Origin of the sequence: Terrimonas rubra (assembly GCF_042686025.1) — a bacterium.
Taxonomy (GTDB): Bacteria; Bacteroidota; Bacteroidia; order Chitinophagales; family Chitinophagaceae; genus Terrimonas; species Terrimonas rubra.
This window is the reverse complement of sequence record NZ_JBHUOZ010000001.1, coordinates 828689-852984: the sequence shown is the minus strand read 5'-3', so window position 1 is coordinate 852984 and position 24296 is coordinate 828689. Positions and strand designations below refer to the sequence as shown.

Here is a 24296-nt window from a genome sequence, read left to right as displayed (position 1 = left end):
GCCGCCGGATATCCGGCGGCCGATTTGTATGTAGGAAAAAACTATCTGGTTTCTTTTGGTTTAAACATCAGCGATTGTGATTTGCTTTTGTCTTCTTTTTCTTTTTTCAGGTCAAACATGGTACCGAATACATGATCCCACATGGTAGAGCTAACGCCAAAACCCAGCTCATCGTTTTTGTAGTGGTGTAAATGGTGGTTACGCCAAAGCGCTTTCATCCATTTATAAGGCGGGTTCCAGGCATGGATAGCGTAGTGCATGGTGCCATACGACAGGTAACCGAAAATAAAACCCGGGAAGAAGGAGAAGGTATAGCCACGTAAAAAAATGTACATGGTAAAGAAAATCACTGCGGCCAGTAAAATACTGGGCACCGGCGGCATAAATAAACGTTGCCTGTCACGGGGATATTCGTGGTGGTTACCATGAATAGTATAGGTAAACTTCTGGATAAATTTATTTTCACTGGCCCAATGGAAAATAAAACGATGCGCCAGGTACTCAAATAATGTCCAGAACAACATAGCGCCACCGAAAATTGCCGCTACTTTGCCTACGCTCAGCCCGATGGTATTGTGACTATAATACAACATGTATGCAATAACAGGAATATACATGCCCCAGATAACCAGTGGGTGGGTTTTTGTCAGCATTTCCAGGTAATCACTCTTAAATAAACGGGCCTGTCCCTTGTTATGTATCTTTTCCGTTTTCATAATTCACTTTTCAGATTTTCTTATCTTCTGGCTTTAATAATTTATCAATAGTAACAAACCGGTATTGTTTGTTTTTTAAATGGTCAATCAGTTTGGGTAAAAGGGTATAAAACTTTTCCTTACGCCTTGGATCAGTTCCAATATGTAATAATAAAATATAACCGTTCAAACCGGCGGGGGCTTCTTCAGCCTGTTTTATTATTGAGTTATAAATGGCCTCGTTACTGCGGTAATTGGGCAATTCGGGCCAGGTATAATCGGCATTACTGATTGTTCCGGGTGTAAAATTAATCAATTGTAGGTTTAGTTTAGCGGTCCAGGCAGTTATTGTGTCATTATACCATTCGTAAGGGGGTAAGAAATAAGTACTTGCAGCAGTGTTTATTCCCTTCTTTTTCATCACATTATAGTTCTGTAAGAGGTCTGTTGTGAACTGTTTTTGAGTTATTAACAGGCTGTCTCTTTTTTTCCAGTCACAGTACAACAGATGTGCATAGGAGTGTGCGCCCATATAATGCCCGGCAGAATTTAACTTTTTAACAACAGTTGTAAAGGCCGGTTGTTCATAAAAATGACCGGTTAAAAAGAACGAGGCTTTGATGTTTTTTTGTGCAAGTGTGTTGGCAATAAAACTACCACCGTCATTATACTCATGCCCGGTAAATACCAGGGCAATGGTTTTTTGGGTGCTGTCGCCCCGGATAATGGCTCCTTTGCTCATTGTTTGATGCCCCGCAGGTGTTGTATGTTGTGCGGCCAGGAGATAAACGAGGGAAGCGGTACCATCCATAGTGGGTTCGTTGGTACTGTAATCGCCATAATCGTCATGGTAAACGGCCAGGTCGCTTTGAAAAGGAGCGTAGCTATCCTCATTGTATAACTTTATGCCGATAAGGTTTTTGTAAATGCTGGTATACACAGGCCCGTCTACCAGGCCGCCGTCAATGGGGTATTTTTTAAGATAGGTAAAGGCGGAGTGCGGATCAACCGGTGTGTCGCCCCTGGCCGGCAGTCCGTACACCATGCTGGTGCCCCAGGGATTACAGCCAAATAACCAGTCAAAACAAGCCTGTTCTAACTGTTCAAACTGCGTATCACCGGTTAAACTCCGGTACCAGTAACATTGTATGGCAAAGGCCGTGGTTAAGTTGTTACTGCACCAGATAAAGGGCACACCCCGGTTAAAGGCATTGGCCGATGCTCTTTCAGCCACCGCCCGGATGCCTTGTTTATAAAAATCAATAATGGTTTTGTATTGCTCCTGTGAAACAGGATCGGTACGGGTTTTTAATTGTTTTGCCAGCTCGTAATGGCCCAGGTTGATGAAGGGGTACCACTGGTAATGCGCAGCCGTATCGGTAGTAAACCAAGGGGTGAGCGGCTCGGCCTGTGCATATTCAAAAGCGGGTTGGAGGCTTTTTTCTTTATCCAGCCGATAGGCATATACACTGGCCAGTTCCATATCATCGGTCCAGTTATCCTCGGCATAGATATAAGGCGATTTAACGGAAACGGTTTGTGTTACGCCCTTTTTGATATGGGCATAGTCGTAAGCGGAAAAGAATTTGTTATGGAGCAGGTCAGCATAGGCAGGTTGTTTTTTGGCAAACAAACCGGCGCCTAATGCAAAGGCGCTGGCAATTTTAGCGGCGGTGGAGCTGGTGCCGGTAGTGTTATTCATAAATTTACCTCTTTGCTGCGGCTCACCATTGATAAAATAGACCGGCCGCTGGAAACCTTTACCGTACTGGCTGTCCAAACCGGGTATACGCATACTGATATGATCGCGGTCATCCGCTACCTGGTTAAACATGCGGTCCTTTTGCGGGTGTAATTTTAATAACCAGTCCAGGCCCCATTTTGCCTCATCCAGTACATCGGCTATATTATTGGGACCCTCATCGCCGTTGGCTGATTTTGTATCGGTAAAGGCTGTGGGGAAATCACGGTAGGCCATTAATAAATGGTAAGTGGCGTTAGCCGTTGTGGTGGCGTATTGCAAATAATCGCTGGCATCGTGCCAGCCGCCGGTAGCATCTACAAAACTACTATCCGGTATACCGGCCTGTTGCCCATAGAGGGCGTAACCATCCTGTGTATGACAGCTATCTTTTAAAAAAGGGTTGTAACCGCAACGTTGCTGCCGCATATAACGCAGGCCAAAGTCGGCAGTGCCCGCATACACCTCATTACCTATTCTAAAAACCGGCGATTCCGCATTGCCTGCTTTTATTTTATAATTGCCTGGTATGGTGAGTGCAGAAAAGTTCAGCTGTGCCGTTTGGGTAAACGGGCCGTAAGCACCGAATTGTTTTATACCTTTTATGGTGAAGACCACTTTATTATTATCGGCGTTGATAACCTGACCGCTACTGACGGGGGTATTTGTTTTACTGCACCAGACGGCTATTTTCGGCGCGGCGGTTTTATAACCTAACTGGTTAATGCGTATCCAGCTTTGCTGGGCCTGTACGGCCAGCAGGATTAAACAGCAGCAGCCGGTCAATAATATTTTCATATGATCTTGTTTTTGTGCGGGCCGTGACACCCGGTGGTATATATGCCGGTTTATTTACCGGTTACTTTTTTCCAATCGTCCAATATGGGCGGGTGTTTACGTTTCCTGTTCAGTTCGTAGTTATAGATAATTTCACCCACCTCTTTAAAGAAAGGATAACCGGTTTCGTTATATTCGTATTTATCATCGTTCAATACACCATCTTTATTCGTATAAATATTTCCGCTGAGCATGAACTCAATATTATTTTTAAAGTCGACGATATAACAGATGTCGGTTAAAAAGCCATAACTCCAGCCGGTTTTATTGAAAGAGCGGATATGATCAGGAACCGGTGATTTTTTATCGCGGAAGAAAAAGAATTTGGTATAACTATCGAAAAACTCCGTGGTATCGTATTTCGGATAATCACTTTCGGAAGGAAGCATGCTCATGGACCGGTACAGGAACTGGTAATCTGCTGTAGTTAAATTGAACCGTTGCGATTTTTTTACCGATCCGGGAAATAAAACGGATTGTAAGATCTGCTGCAGATCGGCCAGCGGGGCATTGTTATGGGTGGTAAAGTCCATAGGGCTGTTCACCAGCTTATCATCACGATCGTAATGGGCATTACCAATGAAACGGGGTTTACTGAAATCAAATTTGAACTGGCTGTATGCTTCCGGTTGCTGATAGATTAATTGCTGCCCGTTGTAAAAGCTGATAGGGTTGGTGTATTTATTCTCCTCTTCCGTCATGCGTACAAAGCGCCGGGTGATCTGCATGGTATTGTAACCCATTTGCTGCAGGCGTTCGTTAATGGTTTGCTGCCCGATGAACTCATATAAACGGTTATAGGCATCGTTATCGCTGACCAGGAATATTTTTTTGATATAGTGTGCAATGGAGGGCTTGCCGTTTTTTGCGGTGAGGTCGCCGGTTACAGCTGTCTGGGGAGGCCTAGCACTATCCGTTAACATGTCGCTATAACTGTTTAAGCCTTCAATATGCAGGTTATTCAGTTTTTCCAGGGCTAAAAAAGCCAGTGGCATTTTAACGGTGGAGGCGGGATTGAAATAACGGCCCTTATCAACATTCAGATAAAAATGTTTGAAAGAAGGTTTGTTGTTTTTGTCGCGGTTGATCTGTGTGTAGATGAGTTGGTACCGGAAACTGTCCGGCTGTTGCAGTATACCCTGCAAAAAAGGAGAAGCATGTTGGTGTAAATATTTTTTTAACCAGGGGCTATTGCGGGTCTGGGTTTGTGCAGACATAGCAGTGATCATCATAACAAATAAAAATATTATCCGTAACATGTTGTTAAGTTACAACTTAACACAAAATAAAAGCCTGCGTTTATTTGCGGCACAATTTTTTTCACTTACTTTACCAAATGGTGTTTTGTATAAAAAAATGGACGGGTGCTGTTTTGTTATCTGCCTGCTCTTTAACGGGCATGGCACAAAAAAAGAAAGTAGACTTTGACAGCAGCTATTATGAGACCTATCCTAAATTGATTACTGGCCGTGTATTTTTTTCAGGTAAGTACACCAATGTAAATATACAGGGCCACCAGGGCGTACGGCCGCTTAAATACCGCCCTAATGGAGCATTGAACCTGGGTGTAGGTGTGTCTTATGGTCCTATTACTTTAAATGCCAGTTTCCCTTTATCTTTTATTAATCCGGATAATGATGTAAAAGGAAAAACCCGTTCGCTTGACCTGCAAACGCATATTTATACCCGTAAATGGATGGTGGATCTGCTGGGCCAGTTTTATGGCGGTTTTTATTTACGTCCTAAAGGATATGGTAATGATGACCCGCTGACATTTTACCAGCGTCCTGATATTAAAGTACGCAAGCTGGGCTTTAGTGCTTTTAATATATTGAACTATGACCGTTTTTCTTATAAAGCGGCATTTCTGCAGAATGAGTGGCAGAAAAAATCGGCCGGCACTTTTTTAGTCGGGGCCGAAGTGTATTATGGCCTGGTAAAGGCCGATAGCGCCCTGGTGCCGGAAGCATTGTTTAATTTTTACCCGCAGCAGTATATTGCAAAATCCAGTTTTTTTTCATTGGGCCCCGGTGCCGGTTATGCCTACACTTTTGTGTATAAGGAGCATTTTTTTGCGATGGCTTCCTCCACCATTAATACCAATTTAAATTTTGTAAAGGAGAGAAAGGAAGACGGTACTACTGTTTCCAAAACCACGTTTAGTCCTAATTTGTTTTTCCGTACTGTAGTTGGTTATAACAATGATAAGTGGTCGGCTTCTCTGTCGTGGGTCGCAAACCGGGTTACAGCGCCCGGTGTGGTATCGTCAAGAGACTATGTTTTCAGCACCGGTAATTACCGGATCACCTTTGCCAAAAGATTTCCGCCAAAAGGATTATTGAAGAAAAGGATACGTGAGGTAGAAGAACGGTTTTAACTACCAGCTGATTGAGGCTTCTCTTTTCATAAGTTATTCTCCCTGTAATATACTATCCTTTAAAGCCGGCAGGGTTTGTTTAAATGTTTTATTGGCCACAAACCGGTACAGGTTTACCAGGCTCATTTCAGTGGGCAGTGCCGTGTAATTTTTATCACTGAAATAAATGGCGGTGATGGTCTGGTAAGGACTGGTATCTGTTGCTCCCATTTGGAAATCTTTAAAACCATGATCACCGGAAATGATGATGATCTTAGGCTTGGCCGGTTTATTTGCCAGTATAGATCTTACCAGTTTATTGATAAGTAGATTGCTGTATTGTACCTGTTGCAGGTAACCTTTGGGATCCAGACCCAAGGTGCCGGCAGTTACAGGTAAAGGATTACCTGCCGCATCAAAAAGATAGGGATAGTGGGGCAGCAGGAAATGGTAAAAAGCATAACCGGGTCCGGCGGCCGGTATTGCAAGGTCTTTATATACCTGCTCGGCAGTATTAAGGTTATACTGCTGCATGGCACCGAATTTTGTAGCTACCGAAGGCGGTAAAGCTGCTGAACTTCCTACGAGTTTTTTTAATTGGTTAAGACGCCAGGGATCAAAGACAACTTTTTCAAAAGTTTGCAGGCGTAGCCAGCTTTGCGGGCTTCCGTGGGCCATATTGCCTTTGGCTTTGGTGCTGTACGGTTCGTAAATAAGCGAGTGGAGTTTTACGTTGTATTGGTATTGCTGCAACAAACGGAACCAGCTGTTGTTTTCCAGGTTCAATGACCATAACAGGAAATTATCGAAACTGTGTATTCTTTCTTTTTTATTTCCCGCCAGGTAATTCATGTTAAAAGCGGAGTTTAGTGACAGTGCGGTTAAGGAATAGTTACTGGTGGCTTTGTTTACTGTAAAAAAGCCAAGCGAATCGAGCTGGCTGTAAAGCGGGTTGGTATATTGCCAGTGTTTTTCCAGTTGCTCATTACTGGTGTAACTATCGAATAAGAGGTGATAAATATCCGGCAGGCTGTCTTTGGCTGTGGGCGTGTTATTGAATGTTTGTTGTGGTTGTGCGGTCAGTTTATCTGCTCTCAGTGTTTGATACATAAAGGCGAACCCTGCTTCATACACAAGGAAGAAAGTGAATACCAATAATAAAAAGCGGTTGAGCCGAACTACAAGGGTTTTCCTTTTTTTTAACCACCAGCTCAGTAACAAACAACCACTTAAAAAAAGAAGCGTGATAATGATGGTATTGGACAATAGTTTAAAAAACTTCCATGGATGATTAAAGAGGAAGTCCTGCAGGGAGCCGAAGGCAAAAAAGAAAACGAGAAAAAGCGAGGTAAAGAGTAAAGCTACCGCTTTATTTTTCCTGCATACAAGAAAGCCCAGCGATAATAACAGGTAGGCAAAGGCTGTATGAATGAGGAATAATATAAAGACCGGTGTAGTTAATAATAAGTGTCCAAAACGGTTGAAGTTATTCAAATAAAAAAACAGGACGATACTCAGCGGTAAAAAGTACAGGGCCCATTTGTTGATTTTATTCATCATCAGCAGTAGCATTTAAATGCAGGCTGTGAAGGTAAATATATTTCAGTGTATGGTTGTACTGTTGCCGAAAGGCTGCCCGATGGAAGCGGCACCCCGGTAAATAAGACCGGGGTATAGCGGACAGCGGGAACAGGAGCTGACCGGAGTTACTATTGCTGAGAGCCCCTGATCAGTAAAGTATACAGTATTTAGTATGCAGAATGTGGAGACAGGGATTGAGACAGGAAAGGTTTATTCAATCCCGTTTGGTAAATTTGTAGTATGGCATTTAAATTACAATCCGCGTATAAACCAGCAGGCGATCAGCCGGAAGCGATCAGACAGTTAACCAAAGGTGTGCAGGACGGGGATGCTTTCCAGACCTTACTTGGGGTTACCGGATCGGGTAAAACATTTACCATTGCCAATGTGATACAGAATGTGCAGAAACCGACGCTGGTACTGACCCATAATAAAACACTGGTGGCCCAGCTGTATGGCGAGTTTAAACAGTTTTTCCCTGATAACGCGGTGGAGTATTTTGTATCCTACTACGATTATTACCAACCCGAAGCCTATGTGCCGGTACGTGATGTATATATTGAAAAAGACCTGAGCATTAATGAAGAGCTGGATAAGTTGCGTTTGAGAGCCACTACCAGTTTGTTAAGCGGCCGCAGGGATATTATCGTGGTAGCATCGGTAAGTTGTATTTATGGTATGGGTAACCCGACGGATTATGAGAACGGTATTATCCGTATCAGCAAGGGGGAGACCATCTCCCGCCAGGGTTTTTTACATTCACTGGTGAACTCCCTGTACAGTCGCACCACCATTGAGTTTAACCGTGGTACTTTCCGGGTGAAAGGGGATACGGTGGATATTAACCTGCCTTATGTGGATTTTGGTTACCGGGTAACTTTTTTTGATGATGAGATAGAGGAGATAGAGACCATTGATGTTGTAACAAATAAACGGATCGGCAGTATTGATAATGCCGCCATTTTCCCGGCCAACCTGTATGTAGCGCCTAAAGATATGCTGCAGCAGGTGATACATGAGATACAGGATGAGATGACAGCCCAGGTAAATTATTACAGTGAGAACGGCAAACTGCTGGAAGCGCAGCGATTGAAGGAAAGGGTGGAGTATGACCTGGAGATGATCCGCGAACTGGGTTACTGTAATGGTATTGAGAACTATTCCCGTTTTTTTGACCGCCGTTTACCGGGTACCCGCCCCTTCTGTTTGCTGGATTATTTCCCCAAAGATTATTTAATGGTGATAGATGAGAGTCACCAGACCATTCCGCAGATCAGTGGTATGTACGGTGGTGACCGCAGCCGTAAGATGGTACTGGTGGACTATGGTTTCCGTTTACCATCGGCCCTGGATAACCGGCCTTTGAATTTTCATGAGTTTGAAACCTTGTTGAACCAGACCATTTTTGTATCGGCTACGCCGGATGATTTTGAATTACAGAAAACGGATGGATTGGTGGTGGAACAGGTGGTACGTCCTACCGGTTTGTTAGATCCGCCGATAGAGATCCGTCCATCGGTGAACCAGATAGATGACCTGCTGGATGAGATTGACCGGACTGTAAAGAAGGGTGATCGTGTACTGGTGACTACCCTGACCAAAAGAATGGCAGAGGAAATGGACAAGTACCTGCAAAGGATCAATATAAAATCTAAGTACATACACAGTGAAGTGGACACACTTGACCGTGTGGAGATATTACGCCAGTTACGCCTGGGTGAAATAGATGTATTGGTGGGGGTGAACCTGTTAAGGGAGGGCCTGGACCTGCCGGAAGTATCGCTGGTAGCTATTTTAGATGCGGACAAAGAAGGCTTTTTAAGAAATGAAAAATCTTTAACGCAGACAGCGGGCCGCGCCGCCCGTAATGTGGACGGCAGGGTTATTTTTTATGCGGACAAAATAACGGCCAGTATGCAACGCACCATGGACGAAACCCAGCGCCGCCGGGAGAAACAGATAGCGTATAATATAGAACATAATATAACACCCACTACGGTTAAGAAGAGCAAGCAACAGGTATTTGCCCAAACATCAGTGCTGGATATTAAAGGCTTTGACCCGGCTAACCCCTATGCCATTGCTGACGGGCAGGATATTGTACAGGTAGCGGCTGAAAGCGAGACCAGTTATATTAACAGTGCCAAAGTGACCATACCGCAGATGGAGAAAGAAATTGCCCATGTTAAAAAACAGATGAACAAAGCGGCCAAAGACCTTGACTTTATTGAAGCCGCCCGTTTGCGTGACGAGATGTTTGCTTTGCAGAAGAAACTGGAAACAATGAAGTAATTTGGAAATGAGATAATTTGGTGATTTGGAAATGCAGGTTTGTAAAGGCGCACATGTTTTAACTTTTGGACAATACATTATGGTGGTAAAACAGGTAATGTACTGATTCATTCATTAAAATACATTTTGATGCCCGAGGCATCATATGTTTTTAGCTATATTAAATAAAGAAATTTCCGACCCCGGAGGGGTCGCATATTATTACAGCGTAGGTGGTGCAGGCTTTAAAAAGAATAGATGCGTTTGGGCTTTTTATATTCACATTCATACATTCATCACTCATCATTTTAACCCGTTTTCCCTCTTACATTCATCGCATCCCTCAGCCCGTTGCCCAGTAAGTTAAAAGCCAGTACCAGTATCATAATGGCAAAGCCGGGCGCCAGGGCCAGCATGGGATTATTGGTGATGATAAAATTGTAATTCTCTTTTATCATTAAACCCCAGCTGGGTTGAGGAGGTTGCACCCCTACACCCAAAAAACTAAGGCCGGCTTCTATTACAATGGCCGACGCGAAATTAGAGGCGGCGATCACCACCACAGGCCCGATGATATTGGGCCATATATGCCTGACAATAGTGCGGGCACCGGAGAAGCCTAATGCTCTTGTAGCTTCAATATATTCCATCTCTCTTACCGCCAGTACCTGTCCGCGAACAAGGCGTGCCACATTTACCCACATGGTCAGGCCTACGGCAATGAATACCTGCCAGAAACCTTTGCCTAATGCCAATGTAATGGCAAATACCAGTAATAATGTAGGGATGCTCCAGATCACATTAATGAACCACATAATGGCGCTGTCGGTACGGCCGCGTATATAACCGGCTAAAGAGCCTAATACCAGGCCGATACTGATGGAAATGACCACGGCGATCAACCCCACACTCAAACTGATACGGGTACCGATAATTAAACGGCTTAAAATATCACGGCCATATTTATCGGTGCCCAGCCAGAAGGTGATACTGGTAACAGGTGTGGCAGCAACTTGTGTTTGGTGGTAAGCCTGTCTTTCCGTTAAACCTTCATCAATATACTTTTGTACAATAACATTATCACCATTAAGGGTATGGCTGGTGATGGGTACATAATAATATTTATCCTGTTTGCCATTGAGTAACTGTGTAAAAAAACCTTCGGCCGCAAAACCGGTTTCTTTTTTTACCTGTAAAAACTGCCGGGTAGTGCCCGGTTTTTCACCGCCTATTTCGAGTATCATCCTGTTGGCATAAGGCGAATTATCCGGTGCTATAAAATAAGCAAATACGGCTACCAGTACAGCCAGGCTAATAACAATAAGCCCGGCAATAGCGCCTTTGTTTTTACGCAGCCTGCGCCAGGCAGCTTGTGATGATGTGGTAGTGGTAGAACTCACCGGGGGAAGTTAGAAAGAAATTGGCAAACGAATGATAGTATTACCAGCTTGATTTTCGCCGTTTAAATTTTAGGGGTTAATTTAGAAGCTTAAACAGGCTATATGAGTAAGTTAAAACTATTGTTGTGCATCGTATTCATCAGTATTGGGTTCAGCGGGTACGCCGCTATTACATTGCCGTATTTCTTTTCCAGCAATATGGTGGTTCAAAGAGATAAACCGGTAAAAATATGGGGCACTGCTGCAAAAAATGAAAGCATTACGGTTAGTTTTAACCAGCAACATGCAAAAGTAAAAGCCAACGCCAAAGGTGAGTGGTTGGTTACATTGCAACCCATGGCCTGGGGCGGTCCGTTTGAAATGACCATTACCGGTAAAAAAGAAACAAAAACCTTTACCAATGTTTTAATTGGTGATGTATGGATATGTAGCGGACAGTCCAATATGGAATGGCCGCTGGGCGATGTGAGCAATACGGCTACCGAAGTGCCGGCCAGCAGCTTTCCCAATATCCGCTTGTTCACCGTGGAAAAAGATATGGCCATGGCGCCAAAAACCAATGTGAAACAAGCGGCCTGGCAGGTATGCGGGCCGGAGTCATCACGTTACTTTTCGGCTGTAGGTTATTTTTTTGGTAAACAACTGCATAAAGACCTGAACATACCTATCGGCCTGATCAATACTTCCTGGGGTGGTACCAATATACAAACCTGGACAAGCTGGGACCTGATCAAGGAGCGTCCCGAATATAAAAATGCAGATGTGAACGCCTATGCTGCTTCCATGAATGGTATTGATGAAAGAAAAGCACAATTCAATACGGCATTACAAAACGATAAAGGCAGTGCGGAAAAATGGTATAACAACAATGTGATCGGCTGGAAGCCGATTATGCAGCCGGCGAGTTATGAAAGCTCCGAGATCGGAAATGCGGATGGTATTGTGTGGTTTAAAAAAGAATTTGATGTAAATGACCTGCCCGCCAATGCCCATATAGTATTGAGTTTGGGGCCTGTTGATGATATTGATTCCACTTACCTCAACGGACAGTTAGTTGGTACCGGGCGTGTATGGAACCAGGACCGGGTATACACTATTCCTACAGGGAATTTAAAAAAGGGAAAAAATACACTGGTCATTAAAGTGGTAGACGGCGGCGGCGGTGGCGGTTTAACCGGTAATGCCGACCAGCTTTATATAGAAGTAGAAGGAGCAAAAATACCTTTGGCCGGCCAGTGGCAGTATAAGCCATCGGTACTGTCAACTGAGTTTGGACTAAAAGAACTTGGCCCCAATGCTTTTCCTTCACAGTTATATAATGCCATGATAGCTCCGCTGATACAGTTCGCTATTAAAGGCGCTATCTGGTACCAGGGTGAATCGAATGCGGATGAAGCGGCAAAATACAAAACCCTGTTCCCTGCCATGATCAGGAACTGGCGCAGTAAATGGGGCTATGACTTTCCTTTTATCTGGGTACAACTGGCCAATTTTATGGCGGCTGTACCTGAACCTGTCGAAAGTGCCTGGGCTGAGTTAAGGGATGCGCAGCATAGTGCCTTAAGTTTACCGCAAACCGGGGAGGCCGTGATTATAGATATCGGTGAAGCAAAAGATATTCATCCCCGTAATAAAAAAGATGTGGGTTACCGTCTGGCACTGGCTGCAGAAAAAGTAGCCTACAACAAAGACCTGGTGCATAGTGGCCCCGTATACAGATCCATGCAGGTGCAGGGCGATAAGATCATCCTTACATTTGACCATATAGGTAATGGCCTGGTAGCAAAGGATAAATATGCTTACCTGCGCGGCTTTACCATTGCCGGGGAGGATAAAAAATTTGTATGGGCGCAGGCGCAGATAGTAGGTAATACCATTGTGGTACATAATGCATTTGTGAAAAAACCGGTAGCGGTAAGGTATGCCTGGGCCAATAACCCTGATGATGCCAATTTATACAATGCCGACGGCTTACCGGCTTCGCCCTTCCGCACCGATAACTGGATTATGATCACCGAGGGGAAAAGTATATACTAACGATCATTCAGATTATTTTACAAGGCCAACAATATCGGTGGCCTTTTTTATTTTATTGTTACCGGCAGCGGTAACACGGATCATCATTTGTTGCGTCGCACACTTGTGCTGTATATCCCTTATCAACATCTTAACACAATTGCTGCGAAGATCTGCTGAAACTCATCTGCGGGAAAAATAAAAAACAACCCGTCCCCGTTCATCCCTGAATCAGCCTGTTTGTTCCCTAACTATCAGTATCTTGCAGCCCCAATGGCAACGGCTATCAGCATACAAAACTTATCGTTCAGTTACGGTGAACAAACCGTGCTTAACCAGCTTAACCTGGAAGTGCAGGCCGGTGAACGGTTTGGTATTTTTGGTCCTAATGGCGCCGGTAAAACCACCCTCATGAGCATTATAACCGGTTTGATTAAATACCATACCGGCAGTGTGCGCATACAGGACCTGGAAGTAAAAGACAACAGTACCGCTGTTAAAAAAATACTGGGCTTTGTACCGCAGGATTTTTCGTTTTACCAGGAACTGAGCCCGGCTGAAAACCTGGCTTTTTTTGGTGCCTGGGCGGGCTTAAATGCCCGGCAGATCAAAAGCAAGACCAGCGAATTATTGCAGGTAATGGCTTTGGACCATGTAAAAAACAAACCGGTACAACATTTTTCGGGTGGTATGAAGCGCCGGGTAAACCTGGCCATTGCCGTATTGGCCAACCCGGCAATCGTTATACTGGACGAACCGACCGTTGGGGTGGATGTACAGACCCGTCATGCTATTATTGATTATTTAAAACAGTTGAACAAACGGGGAACGACTTTATTGTACACCTCGCATCAACTACATGAGGCCGAAGACCTCTGTAACCGTTTTGCACTAATGGATGAGGGCCGGATACTGGTGAACGACAGCCTGGATAACCTGCTGCAGCAACACCACCAGCAGGGACTGGAAGGTTTGTTTTTACAGCTGACCGGCAGGGCTTACAGGCATTAAAAATGTAAAAATTAAAAAACAGAAGTAACAGTAAACAAGAGTAAACGGTGGTAAACTATCTGTATACTTAATCACTATATACTAAAATCTGCATACCAAATAAATGTTTCGTCTCTGGAGTACCATACAAAAAGATGTGCGCATACTTACCCGCGATAAAGTGGGCCTAGCACTCATGTTCTTAATGCCCGTGGTGCTGGCCATTGTGATCACCTCGGTGCAGAATGGTACGTTTGAGATGGTGAACGATAATAAAGTGGCCATTGTTCTTTTTAACAAGGATAACGGCCCGGCAGCGCAGGAACTGGTACAGTCCATGGAAAAGACCGGTATGTTTGCTATTACAAAAGGAGAGCCTGCAGCCGATGAAGCCGCCATAAAAAAGATCATGCACGATCAGGATGCCATGCTGGCCATTGTGATCCCTGCCCGTTATTCGGCCGATGTAATAGCAAGAGCAAAAAGCGTTTCAGAAAAAGCCTTGAAGAATGTAGTGGAAGCTGACAGTACCGGCACTCCCACACCCGCCGCCGATAGTTTAACCCCTTTAACCCTGTATTATCATCCTGTATTGCAGCAATCCTTCCGTAAAAGTGTGGATGGCGCCATGAGCAGTGTATTACAGGTGGTACAAAGCAAATACATTGTACAGGAGCTGTATTTTAATATCAATAACGAAGCTATTCCCGATTCGGTGGAAAGCCAGATCGTAGGTCAGCAGACTGCCATTACACAGATACCCGTTTCACGCGACGGTAACCGCAATGTGCCCAATGCCACGCAGCATAATATTCCCGCATGGACCGTATTTGCCATGTTCTTTATCGTAATTTCTTTAGGCAGCAGTATTGTACGTGAAAAACGCAGCGGCAGTTTTATCCGCTTGCGTACATTGCCTACCCATTTTGGTGTAGCCATGCTGAGTAAACAAATTACCTATGTGTGTATCACTTTTTTACAGGCGGTGGTCATTTTTACACTGGGCGTTTTATTATTCCCTTTAATAGGTTTGCCACAGTTAAACCTGCCGCATGATATTGCGGGGCTTTTACTGGTAACCTTTATCAGCGGCTGGTGTGCCACCAGTTTTGCTTTATGTATTGGCGCCTGGGCAGGTACACAGGAGCAGGCCAACGGTATCGGTGCTGTTTCCATTGTACTGCTGGCGGCCATCGGCGGGGTACTGGTACCGGCTTTTGCCATGCCATCCTCCTTTGTGTTTATTATGAAACTATCGCCGCTGCACTGGTGCCTGGAAGCGTATTATGGCCTGTTTTTAGAAGGCGGCACCCTGGGCGATATAATCATGAATATTATACCTTTGCTGGTAATTACCATACTATTCCAGGCACTGGCCTGGTGGGCATTGAAACGCAAGGGATTGGTACAGTAGTTGCCGGAGAAAACTCGTTAATAAGTTAAATGTTAGTAGTAGCCGCAGGGTTGTTGCCAATTGCAGAAGTAAAAAAATAAAAAGTTAACAAAAGCCTTCATTGTTTTTTAAAAAAACCGGTGAGGCTAATATATATAACATGGAAACAGCACAATTAAAACAGCAGTTAAAAGAACAGATCATTAAGTTTTTAAACCTTACCACCGTTAAACCGGAAGATATTAAAGACGATGAACCGCTGTTTGGGGAAGGACTTGGTTTGGATTCTATCGACTCTATCGAGTTGATCGTATTACTGAGCCGTGAGTATGGCATTAATATCCAGGATCCGAAAGAGGGCCGCAAAATTTTAGTGGATATTAATACAATGGTTGACTATATTGAAAAAAACCGTACAAAATAAGCCAGGTATTGAGTCGCATATGCATTACAGGCATGGGCGCTATCAGCGCTATTGGTAACAGTGTGGCTGACAACAGGGCCGCTTTACAGCAGGGAATAACCGGTATTCAGCGGGAATCACAGTTCGCCTCACGTTATGCCGGAACCCTGCCTTTCGGAGAAGTTAAAACCAGCACGGCAGGTTTACAGGAACAATTGAATATTACGGCAGCCGGTGTAACCCGCACTTCGCTGCTGGCCTTACACGCCTTACAGGAAGCCATTGCTGATGCGGGTTTGTCACAGGAACTCTTAATGTCCGGTGATACAGCGCTGATCGGCGCCAGTACCGTGGGCGGCATGTGTCTTACGGACGAGTTATATAATGATGCCAACAGTAAAACCGGTGAAGGCTCACCCTATGTATCCAGTTACGATAATGCTTCGGTTACTTTATTCCTGCAGCAATATTTTCATATCGGCGGAATTGTTAACACCATCAATACTGCCTGTTCCTCATCGGCCAATGCCATAGCTTTTGGTGCAAGACTAATCAACAGCGGGCTGGCCAAAAGGGCCATTGTAGGCGGGGCCGATAGCCTGGCCAAGTTTACCATTAATGGTTTTAAGGCCCTGCATATTCTTTCGGCCGAACCCTGTGCTCCTTTTGATGCGGACCGCAGCGGCCTGAACCTGGGCGAAGCCGGGGCTTTTTTGATACTGGAAAAAGAAGAGTACCTGGCCGGCAGAAAAGCCTATGGCGTAGTTAGTGGTTATGGTAACAGTAATGACTCTTTTCATCCTTCTTCCATTTCCGCAGAAGGGGAAGGCCCTTTTTTAAGTATGCAAAGGGCCATGGATAAAGCGGGCTTAACACCTTCCTCTATTGATGTAATTAATGCGCATGGAACAGCTACTGAAAATAATGATGAAACGGAAAGTGTAGCCATGCAGCGGCTCTTTGGCAAAGTGCCCGTATTTATGTCCACCAAATCCTATACCGGGCATACCCTTGGGGCTGCCGGGGCAATAGAAGCTATTTATAGTTTATTAAAACTATACCACGGCGAAATATATGGTTCCCTGCATTTTAACCAGCCTATAGCTGCTACCGGCCTGGTACCGCAATTACAGTATACTAATATGGATATACAACATATCATGTCCAACTCCTTCGGCTTTGGCGGTAACTGCAGTTCGCTGGTATTTTCAAAAATCGGATAAAATTTAAAATAAATAATAGTGAAATCATTAGTATGTGTTACCCCGGGAGCGTTTGCTTATCGTAATGATGAAACGCCTGTTGCGGGGGGTGGCGAAACGTTATTGCGTATTCAACGTATAGGTATTTGCGGTACCGATCTGCATGCTTATGAGGGCACACAACCTTACTTTCAATATCCCCGTATACTGGGCCACGAGCTGGCAGCCGAAATAGTAACCACTTCCGCGGAAGGTTTTGCTGCAGGCGAGGCCGTAACCATTATTCCTTATTTTAACTGTGGCGCCTGTGTGGCCTGCCGCAAAGGCAAACCAAACTGTTGCGCAGCAATCCAGGTTTGTGGTGTGCATGTGGATGGCGGCATGCGTGAATACCTGGTAGTGCCCGATTACAGCCTGGTGAAAAGTGAAGGCCTTAGCTGGGACGAGCTGGCCCTGGTTGAACCCCTGGCCATCGGTGCCCATGCGGTGCGTCGCGCAGCAGTAGAAAAAGATGATGTGGTATTGGTCATTGGCGCCGGGCCAATAGGACTGGGTACGATGGAGTTTGCCCGCATAGCCGGTGCCAAAGTAATTGCCATGGATATTAACCCGCAGCGCCTGGCGTTTTGTAAGGAAAAATTAAACGTAACGCATGTCGTAAATGCGGCAGATGCCGATGCGGCTGAACAAATAAAAACCCTGACAGGCGGCGATATGGCCGATGTAGTAATAGACTGCACCGGCAATTTAAGGGCCATCAATGGTATGATCGGCTACCTGGCGCATGGCGGCCGGGCGGTACTGGTGGGGCTGCAAAAAGAAGCTTTTGCTTTCAATCACCCGGAATTCCATAAAAGAGAATCTACCTTAATGAGCAGCCGTAATGCCACCCGCGAAGATTTTGACCATGTAGTATCATCGATGAAAAACGGGTGGGTTAACCCCGCAACCTATATCACTCACCGTTTAGATTTTGACCAGGTGAAAGATAGTTTTAAGGCCCTGCTTGACCCGGCCATGGGCGTTATTAAGGCCATGATCACGATCTGATCTAACGGCCGAACATCTTATCCAGCTGGTCCTGCGAAAAATGGAAATAGGTAGGAGCGCCGTCCGGTGCGGCATTGGGCTGGCTGCTGGCAAACAGGTCCTGTAATAATTGTTTTACCTCGCGGCCGGTAAGCCGGGTGCCGGCTTTAATGGCCCTTTGTTTGGCCACCGAACGGATCAGTCTTTCCCTTTGCGATAATTTCAGTTCGCTGTTGAAAAATTTGTACTGCTCCAGTAACAGGTCAATAGCGTGTGTATGATCGGTGGGCAACAGGTCGGCAGGGGTGCCCTGCAATACAAAACTGTTTTTACCAAAAGGCTCTATATGATAACCCAGTTCGTTTAAGTCGGGTAATAACTCCTGTAACAACATGGTATCACCCGGGGTAAACTCCATGGTAGCAGGGAATAAACTTTTTTGTGTGGCTACCGGTATGCCTTTGGCGGCAGCCGCCAGTTGATCGTATAAAATACGTTCATGTGCCAGTTGCTGGTGTACCAGTAAAAAACCGTCTTGTTGCGGCACTACCAGGTAAGTATTTAATAACTGGAAAATATCATCGTTGTCAAATTTACCCTGTTGACCTAACAGGCTCTCCGGTTGTGTGGCCGGTGTTTCGCCTGCCGGTGTTACCGGGGCTTCATAAAAATCACGCCAGTGTTTTAAAGCCTGTTTATCGTCTTTCTCAATAAAATGGGCCTGGTTTCCCTGTGTAAAACCTTTGTAAAGGGAAGTAGCCGACGCGGATTGCTGCCTTGCTTCGGTAAAAGGCTGCTGTACCGATGATAATTGCTGAATGGTCGGGTCCAGGTCAAAATCCAGGGTAGGCGTTACACTGAACTGGGCCAGCGAATGTTTAATGGCTGCCTGTACAAAAGCATAAATGATCTTCTCATCCTCGAATTTTATTTCCTGTTTGGTAGGGTGTACGTTCACATCTACCTGGGTGGGGTCCAGCTCAATAAACAACACATACATGGGAAAGCTGTCGGCAGGTATCATTTCCTGGTAAGCATTCATTACCGCATGGTTCAGGTAGGCGCTTTTAATGAAACGGTTGTTCACAAAAAAATACTGGTCGCCCCTGGTTTTTTTAGCGGTTTCCGGCTTACCAATAAAGCCATGTATGTTTAAATAAGCGGTATTGTCTTTTACCGATACCATTTTGGCATTATAAGGGTTGCCCAATATCTGTAATATCCTTTGTTTCAGGCTGCCCGCCTCCAGGTAAAACACCTGTTGTTCGTTATGGGTAAGGGTAAAGAGGATATCCGGGAAGGCCATGGCCACGCGGATAAACTCATCCACGATATGCCGCATTTCCGCCGCATTACTTTTTAAAAAATTACGTCGGGCAGGTACATTAAAGAAAAGATTCTTCATGGCAATGCTGGTGCCGTTTGCCACGGCCACCGGCTCCTGCTTCTGTACCCTGCTGTTCTCAACTTCAATATAGGTTCCGGCTTCATCTTCGGCCCTTTTGCTCTTTAACTCCACCTGGGCTACGGCTGCAATAGAGGCCAGGGCCTCACCGCGAAAGCCCATGGTGCGTATATGGAACAGGTCGTCAATGCTTTTTATTTTGGAAGTGGCATGCCGTTCAAAACACATGCGGGCATCGGTTTCGCTCATGCCGCTGCCGTTATCCACCACCTGTATCAGGGCCTTGCCGGCGTCCTGCACAATCAATCTTATTTCGCTGGCCCCGGCATCCACCGCATTCTCCAATAGCTCCTTTACTGCACTGGCAGGGCGTTGTATCACCTCACCGGCAGCAATCTGGTTAGCAATATTATCGGGTAAAAGCTGAATTTTATCTGGCACCGGAACAAACAATTTAAGCGGGTAAAGTTACGGCAAACCGGCGAGAGATAGGGCCTGTCTGCTAAAGAGAAATACTTTTACAGGTACATTTTAAGCAATCTTTCCGCCCCTGATGGTCCGGGTAATATACCGGGCGGTAAAAAAAAGCGATACCAGGGCCACCACGTAAAAAAGAATGGTTGCCCAAAGCCCAAAGGCACTGGGATAGGCCAGTTGAAAACGCAGGCCCAGCAATATCATCCCCATCATCCACAACAAAGCGGCTGATACACATTTTAAAATTTTTACAAAAAAACCTAATACGGCTATATCGCTGTCTTCGTTCATATAATTATGGTTCCTGTATTAAAAGTGAGCGAAACTCGGTGGAGTCGCCGTTAAACACGTTAAAATCCACTTTGGCCGTAATACCGTTTACATTACCGCTGTCATTATGCTGCCAGAACTGCCAGCGCCGGCCTATGCGTGGCTGTTGCTTCTCGTAATAATGGGCCACCCATAAAGGGTAGCTGTCAAATTCACTGCCCAGGTTTTGCCGGTAAAAATCGGCATTGGTGTAAATAATGGGTTTTACCCCATAATAATTCTCCACCGTGGCCAGCCATTTTTTTACTTCTTTTTGTAATACGGCCTTGCTAACACCATTGCGTTGCTCCACGTCCAGTACCGGTGGCAGGTCGCCCGGCTGTAAGGATACCTGTTTAATAAAGTTCTCGGCCTGTAATTTCCCGTCTTTGGAAGCAATAAAAAAATGATAAGCGCCTCTTGCAATATCGTTATCCCGGGTTTTTTTCCAGTTACGTTTAAACTGCGGGTCTACATTGCCTACTCCCTCGGTGGCTTTAATAAAGGCAAAACTCATCTCTATATTCCATACCTGCATTTTTTTTACCTCTTCCCAGGCAATCAGGTGCTGGTACCTCGATACATCAATGCCATGTATGTCATAACCATCCGGTATACTGATGCCGAAAGCTTCATAACGGGTAAACTTCGCTTTCCGGTACTCGATCCATTTGTACACCATAGTGGCACCAAAAATGGCCAGTAACAAAAAAACAAAATATAAAAGCCAGCGAATCTTTTTCTTGGTGCGTTTGGATGCCATGAATTACTTTACTTGAACAGGCGTGCTGTTTATGCACAAATATATTAAGCATTGCAGTATCGGCTGGTAATTATTCGTTTATACAATTGTTATAATAGACTGAAACACGGTTTTTTACCCACAAAAAATGCATTTGGAACAGGATTTGTATTTTCCTGGCTGTAAGTATAGTTTTTTTATGTTGGGACTGCCGGTCCCCGCTCACACACCTGCTCACCCTCATCATCAAAGCAATATTTACCCGCAGATATACCTGTGCCTTCTTTTGTTTACGGGAGAAAGTAAACGGTACCTGCAGGTATGGTTTAACCTTTTAGAAAAACAAGCTATGAACAATGATTATTATACTACGCACTACGAGGAGGAGGAGCTCGTCCTGATCAGTTTATGTACAGTGGATTGTATTGATATTTTTATCCGCCCTGTTTACAAACAAATAATCGTGCACTCTTTAAACTACTTTATTCACCATAAAGGATTAATAGTTTTTGGCTGGTACCTCTCCACCAATGCGCTTCACCTGCTGGTGAAAGGCCGCGAGGGGTATAACCTGAACGAGGTAATACAGCAATACCGCAGCTTTACCACCGATAAAATCATGGAAGCGATGGATACCGAGCCGGTATTGCGTAAAAGCTGGATGACCGATAAAATTGAAAAATCAAAAGGCCTGTTCTCTTCCGAGAAAAAAATACTGTTATGGCAGGAAGATGTTACTGCAATTACCGTGGACGGCAGCAATATTTCTGAAATTGCCGAGTGCCTGCACTCCATTCACCAAACAGCGGTGCGTGACCGCGTGGTGAATATTGCATCGGATTATGTATACAGTTCCGCCACAGACTATATGGGACACCAGGGCCTGGTGGAAATATATAAAAAACCATTGATTGTGCAGCAGGTGGCCATGCTGGAAAATATGAACGGCCACTATGCCGTAAAATATGTAAAGGGGTAATAACCCCTTTACACTTACAACAGAGGTGTTAAAGTATATGTTTTTCCGGCAACTGTCTGCAGGTCAAATTCCCTGTTTTGGTATTTCACTTTCACAGTACCTCCTTTATTAGCCAGTAGGGCAGCGCTCTGTAGTTTACCGTTCTTCCATTGCATGCTGAGTTCATACCCGCCCCGGGCGCACAACCCTTTTACTTTACCTTCCTGCCAGCTGTTGGGTAAGGCCGGTAATAATTCAATAAAATTTTCATGGCTTTGCACCAGAATTTCCGCTATGCCCGCTGTGGCGCCAAAATTACCGTCAATCTGGAAGGGGGGGTGAGCACAAAATAAATTGGTATAAGTACCACCTCCTGCCATAGTGCCTGCACTGTTGGCAAATACCGGGTTCAACAGGTTATTTAAAAGTTTTAAAGCCCTGTCACCATCATGCAGGCGTGCCCAGAAACTTATCTTCATGGCCAGTGACCAGCCGGTACTGCCATCACCTCTTTTTTCCAGGGTTTTACGGGCGGCTGCCGCCAGTTCCGGGGTATTGAAATAAGATATCTGGCTGCCGGGGTACAAAGCAAATAAATGAGATATATGGCGGTGTTCCGGCTCGCGTTCGGCAAACTCCTTGGCCCACTCCATAATGCGCCCGTCCGATCCAATGGCCGGTGTTGGTAACTGAGGCAGGGCTTGCTGTATTGCTTTAATGGTATCGTTCTGTATACCCAGGTCGGCAGCGGCTTTCAGGGTATTGCTGAATAAATTATACAATAACTGGTTATCATGTGCGGGCCCCATGCTAATGGTGCCCACACTTCCGTCCGGTGCGGCAAAACTGTTTTCAGGTGATGATGCCGGACCAGAAACGAGCTTACCGCTTTCAGGATCTTTTACCAGCCAGTCCACATAAAAAACAGCCGCCTGCTGTAATACCGGGAAAACGCGGCGTAAATAATTTTTATCACGGGTAAAATCATAGTGGTCCCACAGGTGCTGGCTCATCCAGGCGCCGGCAGCTACATGTAATCCCCAGCTGGGGTGCTCACCCGGCGAGGTATAACCCCAGATATTGGTAATAGGGTGCATTACCCAGCCACGGGCTTTATAATGAATAGCGGCGGTCTTGCTGCCGGGTGCTACCAGCGATTCAATCAAATCCACTAACTGTAAATGGGTTTCCGGTAAATTAGCCGTCTCTGCCGGCCAGTAATTCATCTGCACATTTACATTTGTATGGTAATCGCTGTTCCAGGGTGTTTGAATTTTATTGGCCCATATACCCTGCAGGTTAGCCGGTAAACTACCTTTGCGCGACGAGGATAACAACAGGTACCGGCCATACTGGAAATACAAAGCATACAGGTATTGCCCGTTGCGGTCTTCCTTATTCCTGGCCAGCAAAACATCAGTAGGTTGTTTGGCATCAGCTTTATTACCCAGCTGCAACACTACTTTATTCATATGCCCGCTGAAATCGGCCACATGTTTTTGTAACAGGGTATTATACTTTGTTTTTACGGCTTTGTTTACATATTGTGACAACTCCTGTTTAAAATGCGGGTTGGTATAATCGGGGTAATGTAAACGGTAGCTGGTAGCCGCGCCAATAACCAGGGTTACGCTATTGGCTTTCTCTATTACCAGGCTGTTATTTTCTGTTCTTATTTTGCCACCTTCCAACACCGGCACAATATCCACTTCGTATGCCAGCCCATCAACACCCTGGCCATTATTCAAACGGCCCTGCATGGTCAGCTTATTTTGTTCGGCGGTGGTTGTGTAACGTTCCGGGCGGTTAACAGACAGGGTAAAAGAAATACTACCGGCTTTGGAGGCAGTCAGTCTTACTACCATTACCCGGTCGGGGTTACTTACAAAAACCTCCCGCTTAAACTGTACACCGTTTTGCTGGTATTGTACCTGCGCAATCCCGTTTATAATATCCAGTTGGCGGCGGTAACCGGTAAAAGCGGCCGTAGTATTAAAATCCAGCCATACATCGCCCAGGGTCTGGTAACAACCATAAGGCACCGTACTGCCATTACCAAAGCCGGTGCCCTTGCCCTTTGCTATCTGGGTTTTATTGGTCAGCTCCGTAGCCTCTTTATACTTACCGGCAAAAAGCAGGTTGCGTATTTCCTGTAAAGACTGGTAAGCATCAGGGTTATCATTATCTGCCATACTGCCGCTCCATAAACTCTTTTCATTTATTTGCAGTCTTTCTTTATTTACATCGCCAAACACCATGGCGCCCATAAAGCCATTCCCTATGGGTAAGGCTTTTAACCACTCGGCATCATTCTGCCAGCCGTTCTCCAGGTCTTTCACCATTGCATTGGCAGGCTTATCATACCACAGGTATAAATTTCCCTGTTGGGTAAAAGCAAGAGTAGCAAACAATATTTGTAATAATAATAGGGTAGCAACGCGTAATAACATAATTAATCTTTAAATAAAATGCAAAATAACGAGTGACAAAA

At 45.1% G+C, this 24296-nt stretch carries 18 protein-coding genes; 9 read left to right on the top strand and 9 right to left on the bottom strand.

Features of this window, described 5'->3' with window-relative positions; genetic code table 11:
• Window positions 1-41 precede the first annotated feature (41 nt).
• The 3 genes from ACFS6H_RS03630 to ACFS6H_RS03620 are packed head-to-tail and all read right to left on the bottom strand — an operon-like array spanning window position 42 to window position 4532.
• Window positions 42-716 (bottom strand): sterol desaturase family protein, encoded by a 675-nt coding sequence (locus ACFS6H_RS03630; RefSeq protein ID WP_386095317.1) that lies wholly within the window; start codon window positions 714-716, stop codon window positions 42-44.
• A 10-nt stretch (window positions 717-726) separates the two neighbouring features.
• The gene (locus ACFS6H_RS03625) at window positions 727-3234 is read right to left on the bottom strand and encodes a glycoside hydrolase family 9 protein (protein ID WP_386095315.1); all 2508 of its coding nucleotides are present in this window, start codon (window positions 3232-3234) and stop codon (window positions 727-729) included.
• Window positions 3235-3284: 50 nt separating this feature from the next.
• Window positions 3285-4532 carry a serine hydrolase gene (locus ACFS6H_RS03620; RefSeq protein WP_386095313.1) on the bottom strand — a complete coding sequence of 416 codons (1248 nt, stop codon included), beginning with the start codon at window positions 4530-4532 and terminating at the stop codon, window positions 3285-3287.
• 77 nt (window positions 4533-4609) lie between these two features.
• On the opposite strand from ACFS6H_RS03620, the gene ACFS6H_RS03615 reads away from it, so the two are divergent.
• Window positions 4610-5650 carry a DUF4421 domain-containing protein gene (locus ACFS6H_RS03615; protein WP_386095311.1) on the top strand — a complete coding sequence of 347 codons (1041 nt, stop codon included), beginning with the start codon at window positions 4610-4612 and terminating at the stop codon, window positions 5648-5650.
• A 33-nt stretch (window positions 5651-5683) separates the two neighbouring features.
• Here ACFS6H_RS03615 and ACFS6H_RS03610 read toward each other — a convergent pair whose 3' ends face one another.
• Window positions 5684-7189 (bottom strand): hypothetical protein, encoded by a 1506-nt coding sequence (locus tag ACFS6H_RS03610; protein WP_386095309.1) that lies wholly within the window; start codon window positions 7187-7189, stop codon window positions 5684-5686.
• Window positions 7190-7450: 261 nt separating this feature from the next.
• Between ACFS6H_RS03610 and uvrB the strand changes: the two genes are divergently transcribed.
• Window positions 7451-9502 (top strand): excinuclease ABC subunit UvrB, encoded by a 2052-nt coding sequence (gene uvrB, locus ACFS6H_RS03605; protein ID WP_386095307.1) that lies wholly within the window; start codon window positions 7451-7453, stop codon window positions 9500-9502.
• 287 nt (window positions 9503-9789) lie between these two features.
• On the opposite strand, the gene ACFS6H_RS03600 is transcribed toward uvrB, so the two are convergent.
• Window positions 9790-10881 carry an ABC transporter permease gene (locus tag ACFS6H_RS03600; protein ID WP_386095305.1) on the bottom strand — a complete coding sequence of 364 codons (1092 nt, stop codon included), beginning with the start codon at window positions 10879-10881 and terminating at the stop codon, window positions 9790-9792.
• 102 nt (window positions 10882-10983) lie between these two features.
• Here ACFS6H_RS03600 and ACFS6H_RS03595 point away from each other — a divergent pair, with 102 nt between their 5' ends.
• From ACFS6H_RS03595 to ACFS6H_RS03570, 6 genes are all read left to right on the top strand, one after another.
• On the top strand, window positions 10984-12918 hold the full coding sequence (locus ACFS6H_RS03595) for a sialate O-acetylesterase (RefSeq protein WP_386095303.1): 1935 nt from the start codon (window positions 10984-10986) through the stop codon (window positions 12916-12918).
• 252 nt (window positions 12919-13170) lie between these two features.
• Window positions 13171-13908 (top strand): ABC transporter ATP-binding protein, encoded by a 738-nt coding sequence (locus ACFS6H_RS03590; protein WP_386095302.1) that lies wholly within the window; start codon window positions 13171-13173, stop codon window positions 13906-13908.
• Between the two features lie 103 nt (window positions 13909-14011).
• A complete protein-coding gene (locus ACFS6H_RS03585) occupies window positions 14012-15301 on the top strand; it encodes an ABC transporter permease (protein ID WP_386095300.1) in 1290 nt (429 codons plus the stop codon).
• Between the two features lie 139 nt (window positions 15302-15440).
• Window positions 15441-15704 carry a phosphopantetheine-binding protein gene (locus ACFS6H_RS03580; protein ID WP_386095298.1) on the top strand — a complete coding sequence of 88 codons (264 nt, stop codon included), beginning with the start codon at window positions 15441-15443 and terminating at the stop codon, window positions 15702-15704.
• An 8-nt stretch (window positions 15705-15712) separates the two neighbouring features.
• Complete coding sequence (locus tag ACFS6H_RS03575; protein ID WP_386095296.1) at window positions 15713-16906, top strand: beta-ketoacyl-[acyl-carrier-protein] synthase family protein; 1194 nt, start codon at window positions 15713-15715, stop codon at window positions 16904-16906.
• Between the two features lie 18 nt (window positions 16907-16924).
• On the top strand, window positions 16925-17935 hold the full coding sequence (locus ACFS6H_RS03570; RefSeq protein WP_386095294.1) for a zinc-binding alcohol dehydrogenase family protein: 1011 nt from the start codon (window positions 16925-16927) through the stop codon (window positions 17933-17935).
• 1 nt (window position 17936) lies between these two features.
• Here ACFS6H_RS03570 and mutL read toward each other — a convergent pair whose 3' ends face one another.
• From mutL to ACFS6H_RS03555, 3 genes are all read right to left on the bottom strand, one after another.
• On the bottom strand, window positions 17937-19760 hold the full coding sequence (mutL, locus tag ACFS6H_RS03565; protein ID WP_386095292.1) for a DNA mismatch repair endonuclease MutL: 1824 nt from the start codon (window positions 19758-19760) through the stop codon (window positions 17937-17939).
• Window positions 19761-19850: 90 nt separating this feature from the next.
• Window positions 19851-20087 carry a hypothetical protein gene (locus tag ACFS6H_RS03560; RefSeq protein WP_386095290.1) on the bottom strand — a complete coding sequence of 79 codons (237 nt, stop codon included), beginning with the start codon at window positions 20085-20087 and terminating at the stop codon, window positions 19851-19853.
• Window positions 20088-20091: 4 nt separating this feature from the next.
• Window positions 20092-20868, bottom strand: a complete 777-nt coding sequence (locus ACFS6H_RS03555) for a glycoside hydrolase family 25 protein (protein ID WP_386095289.1) — start codon at window positions 20866-20868, stop codon at window positions 20092-20094.
• A gap of 328 nt (window positions 20869-21196) precedes the next feature.
• On the opposite strand from ACFS6H_RS03555, the gene ACFS6H_RS03550 reads away from it, so the two are divergent.
• Window positions 21197-21826 carry a hypothetical protein gene (locus tag ACFS6H_RS03550; RefSeq protein ID WP_386095287.1) on the top strand — a complete coding sequence of 210 codons (630 nt, stop codon included), beginning with the start codon at window positions 21197-21199 and terminating at the stop codon, window positions 21824-21826.
• Between the two features lie 14 nt (window positions 21827-21840).
• Here ACFS6H_RS03550 and ACFS6H_RS03545 read toward each other — a convergent pair whose 3' ends face one another.
• Complete coding sequence (locus ACFS6H_RS03545) at window positions 21841-24255, bottom strand: glycoside hydrolase family 95 protein (protein ID WP_386095285.1); 2415 nt, start codon at window positions 24253-24255, stop codon at window positions 21841-21843.
• Window positions 24256-24296: the final 41 nt, after the last annotated feature.

Coding starts and splice junctions, on each gene's coding strand:
- ACFS6H_RS03630 (WP_386095317.1), bottom strand. CDS start 716: ATGAAAACGGAAAAGATACATAACAAGGGACAGGCCCGTTTATTTAAG.
- ACFS6H_RS03625 (WP_386095315.1), bottom strand. CDS start 3,234: ATGAAAATATTATTGACCGGCTGCTGCTGTTTAATCCTGCTGGCCGTA.
- ACFS6H_RS03620 (WP_386095313.1), bottom strand. CDS start 4,532: ATGTTACGGATAATATTTTTATTTGTTATGATGATCACTGCTATGTCT.
- ACFS6H_RS03615 (WP_386095311.1), top strand. CDS start 4,610: ATGGTGTTTTGTATAAAAAAATGGACGGGTGCTGTTTTGTTATCTGCC.
- ACFS6H_RS03610 (WP_386095309.1), bottom strand. CDS start 7,189: ATGATGAATAAAATCAACAAATGGGCCCTGTACTTTTTACCGCTGAGT.
- uvrB (WP_386095307.1), top strand. CDS start 7,451: ATGGCATTTAAATTACAATCCGCGTATAAACCAGCAGGCGATCAGCCG.
- ACFS6H_RS03595 (WP_386095303.1), top strand. CDS start 10,984: ATGAGTAAGTTAAAACTATTGTTGTGCATCGTATTCATCAGTATTGGG.
- ACFS6H_RS03590 (WP_386095302.1), top strand. CDS start 13,171: ATGGCAACGGCTATCAGCATACAAAACTTATCGTTCAGTTACGGTGAA.
- ACFS6H_RS03585 (WP_386095300.1), top strand. CDS start 14,012: ATGTTTCGTCTCTGGAGTACCATACAAAAAGATGTGCGCATACTTACC.
- ACFS6H_RS03580 (WP_386095298.1), top strand. CDS start 15,441: ATGGAAACAGCACAATTAAAACAGCAGTTAAAAGAACAGATCATTAAG.
- ACFS6H_RS03560 (WP_386095290.1), bottom strand. CDS start 20,087: ATGAACGAAGACAGCGATATAGCCGTATTAGGTTTTTTTGTAAAAATT.
- ACFS6H_RS03555 (WP_386095289.1), bottom strand. CDS start 20,868: ATGGCATCCAAACGCACCAAGAAAAAGATTCGCTGGCTTTTATATTTT.
- ACFS6H_RS03550 (WP_386095287.1), top strand. CDS start 21,197: ATGAACAATGATTATTATACTACGCACTACGAGGAGGAGGAGCTCGTC.
- ACFS6H_RS03545 (WP_386095285.1), bottom strand. CDS start 24,255: ATGTTATTACGCGTTGCTACCCTATTATTATTACAAATATTGTTTGCT.